11 protein-coding genes are annotated in these 13,469 nt (G+C 63.2%); 7 read left to right on the top strand and 4 right to left on the bottom strand.

Annotation, left to right across the window (positions count from 1 at the left end; genetic code table 11):
• Positions 1-2: 2 nt before the first annotated feature.
• The 4 genes from EKH49_RS11100 to EKH49_RS11085 all read right to left on the bottom strand — a co-directional run bounded on the left by EKH49_RS11100 (position 3) and on the right by EKH49_RS11085 (position 5,007).
• Positions 3-929, bottom strand: coding sequence for an ABC transporter ATP-binding protein (locus tag EKH49_RS11100; protein WP_128470884.1), 927 nt, complete (start codon positions 927-929; stop codon positions 3-5).
• A gap of 149 nt (positions 930-1,078) precedes the next feature.
• Positions 1,079-2,110, bottom strand: a complete 1,032-nt coding sequence (locus tag EKH49_RS11095; protein ID WP_128470883.1) for a YdcF family protein — start codon at positions 2,108-2,110, stop codon at positions 1,079-1,081.
• A 3-nt stretch (positions 2,111-2,113) separates the two neighbouring features.
• Positions 2,114-3,547 carry a phytoene desaturase family protein gene (locus tag EKH49_RS11090; RefSeq protein WP_128470882.1) on the bottom strand — a complete coding sequence of 478 codons (1,434 nt, stop codon included), beginning with the start codon at positions 3,545-3,547 and terminating at the stop codon, positions 2,114-2,116.
• Positions 3,544-5,007, bottom strand: coding sequence for a glycosyltransferase family 87 protein (locus tag EKH49_RS11085; RefSeq protein ID WP_128470881.1), 1,464 nt, complete (start codon positions 5,005-5,007; stop codon positions 3,544-3,546). Before EKH49_RS11085 ends, EKH49_RS11090 begins: the two co-directional genes overlap by 4 nt.
• A 240-nt stretch (positions 5,008-5,247) precedes the next feature.
• Here EKH49_RS11085 and EKH49_RS11080 point away from each other — a divergent pair, with 240 nt between their 5' ends.
• The 7 genes from EKH49_RS11080 (at position 5,248) to EKH49_RS11050 (ending at position 13,406) form a co-directional block, all read left to right on the top strand.
• Positions 5,248-6,432, top strand: coding sequence for an acylneuraminate cytidylyltransferase (locus tag EKH49_RS11080; RefSeq protein WP_128470880.1), 1,185 nt, complete (start codon positions 5,248-5,250; stop codon positions 6,430-6,432).
• Between the two features lie 12 nt (positions 6,433-6,444).
• On the top strand, positions 6,445-7,338 hold the full coding sequence (locus EKH49_RS11075) for an N-acetylneuraminate synthase family protein (protein ID WP_128470879.1): 894 nt from the start codon (positions 6,445-6,447) through the stop codon (positions 7,336-7,338).
• Positions 7,339-7,425: 87 nt separating this feature from the next.
• On the top strand, positions 7,426-8,421 hold the full coding sequence (locus tag EKH49_RS11070; RefSeq protein ID WP_128470878.1) for a glycosyltransferase family 2 protein: 996 nt from the start codon (positions 7,426-7,428) through the stop codon (positions 8,419-8,421).
• Positions 8,418-9,761 (top strand): polysialyltransferase family glycosyltransferase, encoded by a 1,344-nt coding sequence (locus EKH49_RS11065; protein WP_128470877.1) that lies wholly within the window; start codon positions 8,418-8,420, stop codon positions 9,759-9,761. Before EKH49_RS11070 ends, EKH49_RS11065 begins: the two co-directional genes overlap by 4 nt.
• Before the next feature lie 11 nt (positions 9,762-9,772).
• A complete protein-coding gene (locus EKH49_RS11060) occupies positions 9,773-10,783 on the top strand; it encodes a hypothetical protein (protein ID WP_236641131.1) in 1,011 nt (336 codons plus the stop codon).
• Between the two features lie 8 nt (positions 10,784-10,791).
• On the top strand, positions 10,792-12,024 hold the full coding sequence (locus EKH49_RS11055) for a DUF6716 putative glycosyltransferase (RefSeq protein WP_236641130.1): 1,233 nt from the start codon (positions 10,792-10,794) through the stop codon (positions 12,022-12,024).
• A 296-nt stretch (positions 12,025-12,320) separates the two neighbouring features.
• Positions 12,321-13,406 (top strand): inositol-3-phosphate synthase, encoded by a 1,086-nt coding sequence (locus tag EKH49_RS11050; RefSeq protein ID WP_128470874.1) that lies wholly within the window; start codon positions 12,321-12,323, stop codon positions 13,404-13,406.
• The last annotated feature ends 63 nt before the right edge of the window (positions 13,407-13,469 follow it).

Genomic DNA, 13,469 nt, shown 5'->3' with positions numbered 1-13,469 from the left:
CTTTACTTCCCGCCGCCAGTCTCGGCAACATTACTCGAGTGGTATTCGACGGCATCACGGGTCAATTCCATGTAGGCGTCTTCCAGCGTGCGCTGCAGCGGACGCAGTTCGCTGAGCACCACACCGTATTCCAGTGCGCGACGGCCAATGGTCTCTGAATCGGGACCGGTGACTTCCACGCCATGCTCGTCGATCCGGCGCAGCTGGACGCCGTCGCCGTTCAGCGCGTTCATCAGCACCTCAATGTCTGCTGAACGCACAATTGTCTGGTCAAGGCCGTTATCGATGAATTCACTGATCGGTGCATCGGCCATGATCCGGCCACGGCCAATCACAATCAAGTGATCCGCGGTCTGGGCCATTTCGCTCATCAGGTGGGAGGAAATGAACACGGTTTTGCCTTCGGCAGCCTGCTGGCGGGCCAGATTGCGGACCCACGCCACGCCTTCGGGATCCAGCCCGTTGACCGGCTCATCGAGGATCAGCACCTGCGGATCTCCCAGCAGGGCGGTGGCAATGCCAAGCCGCTGGCCCATGCCCAATGAGAAGCCGCCGACTTTCTTGCGCTGGACGCTGGACAAGCCGGTCAGTTCCAGCACTTGGTGCACTCGGGAAACCGGCAATCCTGCAGTAGCCGCCATGGCACGCAAATGCGCCAGCGGCGTCAGGGACTTGTGGACCGATTTGGCTTCCAGCAAGGTGCCGACTTCGGTCAGCGGATGCCTGGACTTCTTGAAATCGCGCCCGTTGACCAGCACTTCTCCGCTGGTAGGCGCTGCCAATCCCACAATCATGCGCATGGTGGTGGATTTGCCGGCGCCGTTGGGGCCGAGGAACCCGGTCACCATTCCCTGCTGCACCGTGAACGATGCATTATCGACCACGGTTTTTCCACCGTATTTCTTCGTCAACTGCTGAGCCTGGATCATGCTTCCAGCCTAGGGACTTGGCGCCCAGGTTTCACCGCCCGCAATGCTGATTTAGGGCTCACCCGAAAGGGTGAGGGCAGCTGGGCCAATCGTGGGTCCATGCACCATATGGTGCATGGGCCCACGTTTCCACGGCAGTTGGCGGACGGTCATAGGTAGCTCGTCGTGAGGACGTACATCATTCCTGCGACGGCCAACGCGAAGGGCAGGGCCAGCAAGACCATCAGCTTCTTCTGATCCCGCACGATCGCTACGCATTCCCTGAGGAAGGCGCTTGGACGGTAGTAGGCCGCCGTCTTCCCGCCGAACGCACGGGCATCCAGGCCGAGCTGGCGTGAGGCCATCGCGGCACGCAGTGCGTGATAGTCGCTGGTGACCAGCCACAGCTGACCTTCCGGACGCTGGGCGCGAACCAGGGCATCGGAATACCGCAGGTTCTCGATGGTGTCCCTGGCCCGGTCTTCCACCAGAATCTGCTCATCGGCGATGCCCTGCTCGCGCAGGTAGCGGGCCATGCTCACGCCTTCGGGCTCGACCTCATCACGGCCCTGGCCACCGGTAGGAACCATCAACGGGCGGGGATCCGCCTGCCGCTCATGCAGTTCGATGCCTTTGTCCAGGCGGCCGCGCAGCAGCGGGGTGACCTTGCCATCGATGGCGCGGGCGCCGAGCACCACCACGGCGGCGCCCTTGCCCCTGGCAGGGAATTTGGCGTGAACCCAGGCATACAGCAGCAGCATGGTGAACAGGCTCGCGGTGAAGACAGAAGCCATGAACAGGACGAAAGCGAGCGAATAGGTCCACCATGACTGGATCCGGATCAGCAGCACCGCAATGACCGGCAGGATGAAGACCGCGAGCCCGGCCGCCAAGGACAGCAGGTTCGCGGGCTTGGCACCTTCGCGCCGGCACAACAAGATCCCGTTGTAGATCAGGGCCGCGCCGAAGACCACAAGCATCAGCGGGGTCAGCACCAGGACGATGGAGAACAGAAGCCCGAATCCGGGAAGCACGCTGGAGAGCAGGCCAGCCGCCGCCGAAATGCTGAAGAGCACCAGCGGCAAGAGCAGGACGGCGAGTCCCAGGCGGCGCGGGTCCTTGCGGTATTGCCAGATGAACAGCCACCAGAGCACTGCCAGGAAAACCAATCCGGCCAGTTGCTCGAATACTGCGTCCATCATGTGTCAGTTCTCCGCTTTCCAGTTCCCGATTCCGTATTCCCGCTTGAGCATCGATTGAGCTCCGAGGAATCCGCCCATGCCGTGCACCGACGGGCCCGGGGGCGCGGCCGAGGACACCAGGTACAGGCCCTTGGATTGCAGGTACCACGGGTCCGGGGAGATCCGGGGCCGCTTGATGCTGCCCAGCAGGTCCATGGTTCCCCCGGAAAGATCGCCGCCGACCAGCGCGGAGTTCTGCGCTTCCAGGTCCTTCGCGGTCACCACATGCGATTCGATGATGGTCTCGGCAAATCCCGGGGCTGCCTGTTCGATCATGTCCTCCAGTTCACGGCTCATGTCTGCCGGGGAATCCAGCGGCACATGGCAGTACGCCCAGATCACGTGCTGGCCCTGCGGCGCCCGCGAGCCATCGAATTGCGAGGGCTGGGCCACGATCATGAACGGTTTTGCCGCTCCCCTGCGCACCGCGGTGCGCTCGGCCTTCCCTACCTGCGCGGCGGTGCCGCCCAGGTGCACGGTGCCGGCCTGGGCCAGCGTCGGATCGCGCCACGGAATCGGTTCCGAAAGCACGTAGTGCACCAGGCAGCTTCCCGGCGAGCGCCGCGTGCCGGCCAAGGCCTGCGCGAGCCGTTCGGGCAGGTGCCCGGCTGACAGCTTGGCAGCGCTTTCGGCGGAGGTATCGAACAGGACGTTGCGTGCAGAAAGCTCATCGACATGCTCGACGCGGGTTCCGGTGAGGATTTTCGCCCCGTGATCCAACGCTTCTGCGGCCAGCGCATCGCTGATGGCTTGGGAGCCGCCGCGCGGGATGGCCCAGCCCTTGGCGTGCGCCGCCGCGGCCAGGAACAGCCCGGCCCCGGCATTGGCCGGCCCGCGCGAACCGCCGGCGACGTGGGCCGCGCAGCCTGCATAGAGCGCTGCGGCTCGCTCGAATTTCCCGGAGAAGAGGTCCTTGACCGCCATGCCGGCCACCGTGCTGATGGCGAAGGTTGCCAATGCCGCCGGATTCGAGGGGACCTTGAACAGCGGGTTGAGCAGGGTGTTGCTGACTGCGTCGATCTGCTTGGCCAGCGGCCCCAGCAGCCGGGTGTACATCTGGCCATCCGCACCGCCAAGTTCCTGCCCGGTGCGTTCCAAATCCCTGTACGCGTACGCGGTCCGCCGATCCAGCACATGGGCAAAGGACAGCTCGGGGACGATGAAGTCCACCCGGTCATGGACACCGAGTTCATGCATCGCCTGGGATTGCATGGCCATCGGATGCACCGCGCTGCCCAGATCGAATTTCGCCGCCGAGCCATTAATCGGCTGCGTTCTGGCGGCCCCGCCGATGGTGCCGTTGGCTTCATAGACCGTGACGCTCAATCCGGCCCGGGCGGCAACCGCCGCGGCGGCCAGCCCGTTGGGGCCGGCGCCGACTACTGCAACATCGCTCATGGCTTCTTGCCCGCCGCTTCTTTCTCCTGCTTGGCCTGGGGCAGCAGCCCACGCAGGGTCCAGCGGTCTTCCAGCCCGGCAAACGGACCGGCCAGCGGATCATCCTGTCCCACGGCGCGCACCGGGTCGTGGCGCGGATCGAGCATCGAACGCGCCACCAGGAACATCAGGTATCCGAGCATCGCCATATGGGCCAGCACCAGTACCGCATATCCGGTCTCCGGGAAGGCCTTCTGCACTTCTTCAGCAGAGAGGGAATCGAGGTAGTACCAGACCCCGTAGAAGTGAGCGATTTCCACCAGCATCCAGATCACGAACTCGCGCCAGCGCGGCAGGGCCAGGGCGAACAGCGGAATCAGCCAGACGACGAACTGCGGCGAATACACCTTGTTGACCATGACAAAGGAGGCAATGATCAAGAAGGCCATGGAAGCCAGGCGCGGGGTGCGCTTGGCCGTCAATCCCAGCACGGCCACACCCGCGCAGCACAGGAAGAAGAGGATCAGCCCGAAGCGGGAAATCTGCTCCGCTTCGAAGAGCGGAACCCCTTCACGGTTATCGGCGATGACATTCCACGCGTGCCAGAAACTGGAGAAGCCTGCCCCGCGTTCGGAGGAGAAATTGAAGAAGTGCATGAACGAGTCGGGGAACGCCAGCGCATAGGGAAGATTCACCAGCACCCAGGTCGCCGCGGCGGTTCCGCCGGTCACCCAGAAGGTCTTGAGCTTGCCGGTGCGGATGGCCAGCACCAGCACCGCGCCGAGGACGAAGAACGGATAGATCTTCATCGCCGCACCGAGGCCGATCAGCACCCCCGCCAGCACCGTATGCTTCCGGGCGAAGGCCAGCATGCCCAGGGCCAGCAAGGCCACAGCCCACATGTCCCAGTTGATGCTGCCGGCCAGGATGATGCCCGGGGCGATTGCCACCATGGCGGCATCCCACGGACGGCGCCCGGTCATCCGCAGGGTGGCGACCACGGTTGCCATCCACAGGATCGCGACGAGCAGCAGGTTGATGTCGAAGTACAGCAGCGAACGGTTCTCGATCCCCGTGGGGATGATCGAGGCGACTGCCGAGGCCACCGAGCTCATCAGCACCGGGTACTCGAACTCGGCGGCGGCGCTGAACGGCGCCCAGGGGTTCTCGGCGAAGCCGCGGGCGGAGAACAGCGGAACCCAGTCGCTGTAGCACGCATAGACATAGGGATTGTTGCCGGTCCACCCGTTGACCCGGCACGGGTTCTTGGCAAGGAGCATCAGCAGCGCGCCCACGGTGGTCATCAGGATGATGACCCGTTCCACGCTGAAGAACCCGGGATCGACTCGGCCCGGGTCGCTGTGCCGTCCTAGCGGGCCGCCGATCATTGCGGTGAATTGCCGGAGGAACCCGTCAGCGCGTGAAGGCACGGTAATGCGCAGCGGGCCACGCGTGGGCTGTGACTGGTTAGGCTCGTGCATACCATCCAGCCTAGATGTTCTGCGCCCCAGCACCGGCGTGCACACTCGGATTTCATCAGACGCTTTGATCTTTTACCGAAGCGCAGTGCTCTTCCCGCCCCTGCCGCAACCCGCTTCCGGGAACGTAAAACGCTTGCTGACCTAGCATTCAACAAACAGACAGGTGATTACACCGGCACTTCACCGTGCGTTAACCCAGATACCCCCTCCCGGTTAACTTGTGCCCATAGCGTCTTATTCGTGAGCAAAACCAACCAGCCAAACGTCATGGCGATCATCCCCGCCCGGGGAGGATCCAAGGGCATCCGGCTTAAGAACCTGCGTGAGATCGGCGGTAAATCGCTGCTCGGCCGCGCAATCGAATCAGCCAGATCCGCGGCGGCAGTCAGCGACGTCGTGGTGAGCACCGACCATGAGCAGATCAAGGCCGAAGCGCTCCGCTACGGGGCGCGGGTCATCGATCGACCGGCAGATATCGCCGGCGACACGGCCAGCAGCGAGTCAGTTCTGCTCCACGCACTGGCGAATGCGGAATCCCAGCCAGAGATCACCGTGTTCATCCAGTGCACCAGCCCGTTCATCGACCCGGAGGACCTGGACGCGGCCATCGCGGCAGTGGCCTCGCAACGCGCCGACGTCAGCTTCGCGGCTGTTGCGGACCACGGTTTCCATTGGGGACTGGATCCGCAGGGCGAAGCGGTCGCCGTGGGGCACGACAAGCTGCACCGTCCGCGCCGCCAGGATCGCGAACCGCGCTTCCGCGAGACCGGGGCCTTCTACGTGATGGATACCCGCGGATTCCTCGAAGCCGGCCACCGCTTCTTCGGAAAGGTCCGGGTCCATGAGGTTCCAGCAGAGCACGGCCTCGACATCGATACCGAAGCAGACCTGCTGCTCGCCGGGCTGGCCGTTCCGGCCAACCGGGAACCGATCGAAGTCGATGCGGTCATCACGGATTTCGACGGGGTGCACACCCCGGACACCGCATATGTCGATGAGCACGGGACCGAAACCGTGCGCGTCTCCCGCTCCGATGGAATGGGAGTGGCCCGGCTGCGGGCCGCCGGAGTGAAGTTCCTGATTCTCTCCAAGGAAACCAACCCGGTGGTCGCCGCCCGCGCCGCCAAGCTGAAGGTCGAAGTGGCCCACGGCATCGAAAACAAGGCCGAATACGTGGCCCGCTGGCTGGCTGACGAATCCATCAACCCGGCCCGCGTCGCCTACCTCGGCAACGACATCAACGATCTGGGCGCGATGGCGCTGGTCGGCTGGCCGATCACCGTGGCCGATGCCCACCACGACGTGCACCTGGCAGCAAGGCACACGCTGACCCGCAAGGGCGGGCACGGAGCGGTACGGGAACTGGCCGAACTGGTTCTCGCCGCACGCACCGCCACCAAGAGTTCTCCAAGTTTCACCCACTGAAAGGCAATACCCATGACCTCCATGACTACCGACATCAAGCCAGTTGCCATCGGCGACGTCCAGGTTGGCGCAGGCCAGCAGGTCTACGTCATCGGCGAGATCGGCATCAACCACAACGGCGACATCGAGATCGCCAAGCAGCTGATCGACATCTCGGCCGAGGCCGGCGCCAACGCGGTGAAGTTCCAGAAGCGCACCCCGGACATCTCCACCCCGATGGACATGCGCGACAAGATCCGCTCCACCCCATGGGGCGACATGACCTACCTGGACTACCGCTACCGCGTCGAGTTCGACCAGGCCCAGTACAAGGAGCTCATCTCCTACGCCGCATCCAAGGGCCTGCACGCCTTCGCATCGCCATGGGACGTTCCTTCGGTCGAGTTCATGGAAGAGCAGGGTGCAGTCACCCACAAGGTAGCGTCCGCATCGGTCACCGACATCGAGCTGCTCAAGGCCCTGGCGGAAACCGGCAAGCCGATCATCCTGTCCACCGGCATGTCCACCATCGAGCAGATCGACAAGGCAGTGGAAACCCTGGGCACCAGCAAGCTGGTCATGATGCACGCGACCTCCACCTACCCGCTGCCTGCCGAGGAGGCCAACCTGCGCATGATCGAGACCCTGCGCGACCGCTACCAGGTCCCAGTGGGCTACTCGGGCCACGAGCGCGGCCTGCAGATCTCGCTGGCAGCTGTCGCCCTGGGCGCAGTGACCGTCGAGCGCCACATCACCCTGGACCGCACCATGTGGGGTTCGGACCAGGCTTCGTCGCTGGAGCCAAAGGGCTTCGAGTCGCTGATCCGCGACATCCGCATCCTGGAACAGGCCATGGGCGACGGCGTGAAGAAGGTCTTCCCAGGCGAACTGGCTCCGCTCTCGCGCCTGCGCCGCGTCGACGCCTAAGCACGCCAGCGTATCCGGCGGTTGGACTCACCGACGGGTCCAACCGCCGTTTATTTTTGTCTGCATGAGGAAGGCCTTGAAGCACAAATGAGTTTGATCTCCGGGCGCATTTCAGTGGTGATCCCCGCCTATAACCAAGAAGCGTACATTTGCGATGCCCTCTCATCCCTGGTCCGGCAGAAGCTGGGACGCTGGGAACTGGAAGTGCTCGTAGTTGATGACGCTTCCGATGACCAGACTGCCGATCTGGTGCGCGGCTACCAAGACCAGCTGCCTGGCCTGAAGCTGATCTCGCTGCCGGAGAATTCAGGAGTTTCCGCCGCCCGCAATGCCGGGCTGGAACAGGTCACCGGCGAATACTTCACCTTCCTCGATCCCGACGACTGGTACTCCCCCGAGCATTTGGAAGCCCTGGCGGAATCCTTGACCGAGCTGCATGTGGACTTCGTGCGCTGCGACCATGTGCGCGTCACCGGCACCAACCGGGTCATCCACCGCGCCCCGCAGGCCCTGCGCGGCATGCCGCTGAACCCGGCCGACGACATCGAGCCGATCGATTCCCCGTCCATGGTGGACTACGCCTTCGTGTGGGCAGGCATGTACCGCACCGAGCTGATGCGCACCCGCGAGCTGATGTACTTCGACGCACAGCTGCACAGCGCCGAAGACCGGCTGTGGCTGTGGAAGCTGCACCTGAATACCGAGCGCTACTCCGTCGTCTCCTCCCCCGGGGTGTTCTACCGCCGCGGCCTGCCCGGTTCGCTGACCCAGGTCTTCGACCATCGCCAGCTCGGCTTCATCCCCGCCTACTCGCAGATCCTCACCGAGGTGCGCCTGCATCCGGATGCGGATCGCCACCTGCCCAAGGCGATGCGCCAGTTCTTCGCCATCGTGTGCCATCACGAGAAGCGCGCGAAGAACTACCCGCCAGAAGTCCGCCTGGAGATGAAGCAGAAGCTGCGCCAGGTATTCACCACCGTTGACGCGCCGATGGCCCGCCAGGTCGCCCTCGAGATGGATGTTGCGCGCCGCCGCCATATCCTCTCCTTCCTCCAGCCAGGTCAGATCGGGGCCGCCAAGTGATCGCACTGATTGAAGCCAGCAGCTACTTCCAGCTTGCTTCTCTGGCCGCGATGGCCGATGCAGGGCTGCTCCCCGAAGCAGATGAACGCATTCTCGTCCTGGCCAACGGCTCGCAGGTTCCGGAACTGACCACCCCGCTGGATGAGGTTCCGGGCTTTGAGCAGCTGGCCGCCCGCTTTGACCGGGTGGTGGATTTCGCCGCGCTGACCGCCCCGCGCCGCCCGGCGCAGTTCAACCCGCGTGAGGACGAACTGCTGATTTTCGAGCGCCTGCTGCGCAGCGCCTGGGATCTGGGCCATGAACCGCTGACCCTGGTGCTGGAATCCATCCAGGTCAATCCCGCCCGCGCCCTGGCGCGCATCTTCTTCGATTCCCAGCTGTGGATCCATTCCGACGGCCTGATGTCCTATGGACCCACCCGCAACCGGTTGCCCATGCCGTTGCGCCAGCGGGTCATCGGCACTATCCACGTGGACCTGGTACCCGGACTTCAGCCGCATCTGCTCGCAGAGCTCGAGCCTCGGCGTGAAGTCCTGGAGGCTGGCGGATTGGCTGGCATCTTCGGCGAATTGGCCCAGGACGCCGAATTCGATCTGCCCTCCGGTGGCGCGCTGGTCCTCGGGCAGTACCTGGGTTCCCTGGGACTGATGGACGTCGAGGAAGAATTCGAGCTGCACCTCGAGATGCTCAACGAGGTGGCCCGCCGGGAGCTTTCCACGGTCCTGTTCAAGGCGCACCCGTCGGCCAGCGCCACCTCGGCGGCCCGCTTGGCTGCGGCAGCCAAGGACATGGGCCTGGATTTCCGGCTGGTCAACACGGATCATCTGGCGGAGACCGTAATCTCGGCGGTGAACCCAGCCGTGGTGATCTCCTGCTTCTCCACCGGCTTGGCCACCGCAAAGTACATCCTGGGCACGGAAGTCCATGCCGTGGGCACCGGCAGGATGCTGCAGGCGCTGGCTCCGTACGAGAATTCCAACCGCATCCCGCTGTCCATCATCCACGCGCTGTTCGTCCAGGACCTGCCGGTTCCGGCGCACGCTAGCGATGACGACCGGCTCACCGAACTGCTGATCGCCGTGGCCTACTGCATGCAGGCCGCCCAGCTGCCGCACCTGCGCGAGCAGGCCGAGTGCTTCCTGACCGCGCACTACCCTGAGTTCTCGGCCCATTTCAAGCGCCGCCGCATCACCAAGCTGGACCTGCCTCCGCACTGGGCGCACATCAGCTCGCGCCGCTCGCTGCCCTCGAAGGTCCGCGGGGCTTCGCGCCGAGTGCTGCGCCATGGTTCCAAGCAGTTCGAAACGCTTTCCAAGTCCCTGAGCCGACTGGCAAAATGACACTCACGATGATGAAACTGACCCAGCATGACACCCACGAGGTGCCACGCCCCCGTTTCGGCACGGCGCATGTGTGGGTCGAGTCGCCCCTGCAGCTGCTCTCCGCAGTGGAAACGCATGCCGCAGGACTGCTGGGCACCGATATCCGGATTATCCCGCGCCAGGGAATGCCACTGGAGGCCACGACCCAGGCCATGCTGGATCATGCACCTGATGGGGTTCATTTCGAACCGGCGGCGCGCAAGCCTCCGCAGCCCAGAGGCGCTGCCGACCGCTATGTCACCGGTGACGCCTATTCGGGCAAGATCCAGCGCACGCTCCTTGCCGGCGTGCGGGCCAAGGAAATCGTCATCATCGACGACGGCATGGCAACGCTGGCCCTGATCAAGCATCTGATCTCCGACGAGCCCACCCCCTTGGTGCGCGCCCGGACGAAGAATTCGGCGGCCCGTGTCGCCATGGGGCTGGCGACCTGGCATCGCTTGCGCCAGCTGGCCCGCGAGGATCGCCTGCTGATTGTCTCGGCGCTGTTTGTCGACCCGGAATCCCGCCAGAAGATGGCTGATCTGGGGATCAAGTTCGCGCAGCACAAGTTCGAGTGGCTTGCTACCCAGCCGGTGGCCGAGCGGTTCATCGAGCCTACCCTGCTGATCGGTTCGGCCATGGTCGCCGATGAGCTGATCCATGAGCAGCCGTACTTGCGCTGGATCGAAGAGATCGCCTCCGAAGGTCCGGTCGCCTACTTCCCGCATCGCCGTGAGACGCCGGAATTGCTGGCGAAGATCTCCAAGATTGACCAGGTAGTGCTCAAGGAGCACACTGTTCCCATCGAAATGCGCTTGCGCGCCCTGCGGCCGGGCCAGGAAATCCGGGCCCTGCCGTCCACGGTGATTCCATCCCTGCGCTTGCTGCTGGGTCCCGATGCCCGCTTCCTGTATCCGCAAGCCGTGCTTGACAACTGGTGGACCCCTGGTACTCCCCTCGAGTTGCGTGAGCACCTATCCAGTTCGTTGAAGGTGTGAAGCAGCTGATGAAGCCATCAATTCTTGCAATTGCAGATTCCGATTCCTACCTGAAGCTCGCGACAAGTTTCCTGACCCGCCTGGGTCCCGCATGGGATCGCAAGGTGTATTTGGCGCGGACCCCGGTGATGCCGACGGCCGAGCAGATCGCCGCCGCCTTCGAAGGCACGGATCTGGACCTCGATGCCCTGCAGGTGATTTCGGTATCCCAGCTGGAAGCCGACACCGTGGACGAGGATATTGTCTTCGCGTCGGCGACCGGTCCGGTCGTTGCCGAAACCTATTCCCGCATCCTGCGCACCGAGCCGGTTGACGGCCGCTGCACCGCACTGATTTCAGCCTTGCCCGGCGTTGCCTTCCCCGCCACGCAGAAGGGATGGAACTATCGCCGGGCCGGCGATGCGTTCATCTGCCATTCGCATGCCGAGGCGCGTGATTTCTCCTTCATGATCGAAGGACAGGAGGGGCATCACCCGACGATCATGGTCAGCAAGCTGCCTTTCTTGCGCTCGGCGGGTTTCCCGCCGGAGCAAAAGCAGGTCGTCGAACGGCTGGTGTTCGCACCTCAGGCGAAGGTTCCGGCCCAGGAGCACGAACGCGAGTCGATCCTGCTGGCGCTCGAGCAGGCCAGCAGGATGAATCCCGAACTTGAGGTGCTCATCAAGCTCCGTGCCAAGGCCGGGGAGCCGCAGACGCATCTCGAGGCGTTCCCCTATGACTCGCTGTTCGAGAAGCTGCAGGCTGAACAGCGGATCGGCGCGGATTCTCGGTTGCGCTTCGATACCGGATCGATGAGCGAGGCGTTGACCGATGGCAGCGCCCTGGTGACGGTCTCGTCGACAGCCGCCCTGGAATCCCTTGATCGCGGATTGCCCACGCTGATCCTCTCCGACTTCGGTGTCAGCGCCCAGATGATCAATACGGTCTTCGTGGCCTCTGGTGTGATTGGCACCTTGGATGATGTCATCGGCTTGAGCTTCGGGGAGCCGACCAAAGCCTGGTTGCGGGAAAACTACTTCCACCGGGTCGACCACAGCTTCGCCCAATCCCTCGAGATCCTCGCGCATCGGGCTCGAGCCGGCAAGCTGCTCACCGATCCGGAAGTACTGGCGCATATTCGACGCCAGCCTTTGCGCCATCGGCTCCGCACCACGTTGCCTGCCCCGCTGGTCCGGGTTTTGGTCAAGTTACGCCATCATTACCGGCATTCCCGCAGGAATGGGGCTAACTCTTTGTCATGAGCTAATAGCAGTTTGCTCATGAATACCATTTTATGCTTGCAAACATAGGTTACCTCAGTATCATTCTGTATTTTGCTCATGTACCGATTCTCGGCATTCCTATGCCGCGATAGCCTCGCTGGCCCTCGACGGCACTGGCCCGGGAGCGCCTGTTCAAGAGTTATTCGGTGATACGGGGCACGATTGGGAATGTTTGCGAGCCATTAAGACTTAAGATCATTATGGGCCAATTTGCGCGATGCGCTTCTGCGCGCCCAATTGCCCAAAGGTTTTATACATTTCAATAAGGAGTTCATGTGTCGGCGAACCCGATTCGCGTTGCCATCGTAGGCGTAGGCAACTGCGCCACTTCCCTTATCCAAGGTGTTGAGTACTACCGAAACTCCGATGCAGATTCCACCATTCCTGGACTCATGCACGTGCAGTTCGGCCAGTACCACGTTGGCGACGTCCAGTTCGTTGCCGCCTACGATGTCGACGCCAAGAAGGTCGGTCTCGACCTCTCGGAAGCCATCCTGGCCAGCGAGAACAACACCATCAAGATTGCCGACGTTCCAACCACCGGCGTGACCGTCCAGCGCGGCCACACCCTTGACGGCCTCGGCAAGTACTACCGCGAGACCATCGAAGAGTCCGCAGCCGAGCCAGTCGACGTGGTGCAGTCCCTGAAGGACAACAAGGTCGACGTCCTCGTTTGCTACCTGCCGGTGGGTTCCGAGCAGGCCGCCAAGTTCTACGCGCAGTGCGCCATCGATGCCGGCGTTGCCTTCGTCAACGCACTGCCAGTATTCATCGCTGGCACCCCGGAGTGGGCGCAGAAGTTCACCGACGCCGGTGTGCCAATCGTTGGCGACGACATCAAGAGCCAGATCGGCGCAACCATCACCCACCGCGTGATGGCGAAGCTGTTCGAAGACCGCGGCGTGGTCCTGGACCGCACCTACCAGCTGAATGTTGGCGGCAACATGGACTTCAAGAACATGCTCGAGCGCGATCGCCTGGAATCCAAGAAGATTTCCAAGACCCAGGCGGTCACTTCGAATACCTCCGCCGCTCTGGGCGACGACGATGTCCACATTGGCCCGAGCGACTATGTTTCATGGCTTGACGACCGCAAGTGGGCGTTCGTCCGCCTAGAGGGCCGCAACTTCGGCGACGCTCCGGTGAACCTGGAATACAAGCTGGAAGTTTGGGACTCGCCAAACTCGGCCGGCGTGATCATCGATGCCGTTCGCGCGGCGAAGATCGCCCTGGACCGCGGCATCGGCGGCCCGATTCTGTCCGCCTCGAGCTACTTCATGAAGTCGCCACCAGAGCAGTACGACGATGAGACCGCACGCAACAAGGTGGAAGCCTTCATCAGCGGCGACATCGAACGCTAATTTTCCGCTGCGGCGGAAAAGCAATGGCCAGGACTGATGTCCTGGCCATTGCTGTATTCAAAA

This window comes from Glutamicibacter sp. HZAU, assembly GCF_004100365.1.
Classification (GTDB): Bacteria; Actinomycetota; Actinomycetes; order Actinomycetales; family Micrococcaceae; genus Glutamicibacter; species Glutamicibacter nicotianae.
Note: the sequence above shows the minus strand (reverse complement) of the source record. Positions and strands in the feature narration are given on the sequence as shown.

Bases quoted from the DNA above. Each gene is read 5' to 3' on its own strand.
- EKH49_RS11100 (WP_128470884.1), bottom strand. From the start codon at position 929: ATGATCCAGGCTCAGCAGTTGACGAAGAAATACGGTGGAAAAACCGTG.
- EKH49_RS11090 (WP_128470882.1), bottom strand. From the start codon at position 3,547: ATGAGCGATGTTGCAGTAGTCGGCGCCGGCCCCAACGGGCTGGCCGCC.
- EKH49_RS11055 (WP_236641130.1), top strand. From the start codon at position 10,792: ATGAAGCCATCAATTCTTGCAATTGCAGATTCCGATTCCTACCTGAAG.
- EKH49_RS11075 (WP_128470879.1), top strand. From the start codon at position 6,445: ATGACCTCCATGACTACCGACATCAAGCCAGTTGCCATCGGCGACGTC.
- EKH49_RS11095 (WP_128470883.1), bottom strand. From the start codon at position 2,110: ATGATGGACGCAGTATTCGAGCAACTGGCCGGATTGGTTTTCCTGGCA.
- EKH49_RS11070 (WP_128470878.1), top strand. From the start codon at position 7,426: ATGAGTTTGATCTCCGGGCGCATTTCAGTGGTGATCCCCGCCTATAAC.
- EKH49_RS11085 (WP_128470881.1), bottom strand. From the start codon at position 5,007: ATGCACGAGCCTAACCAGTCACAGCCCACGCGTGGCCCGCTGCGCATT.
- EKH49_RS11060 (WP_236641131.1), top strand. From the start codon at position 9,773: ATGAAACTGACCCAGCATGACACCCACGAGGTGCCACGCCCCCGTTTC.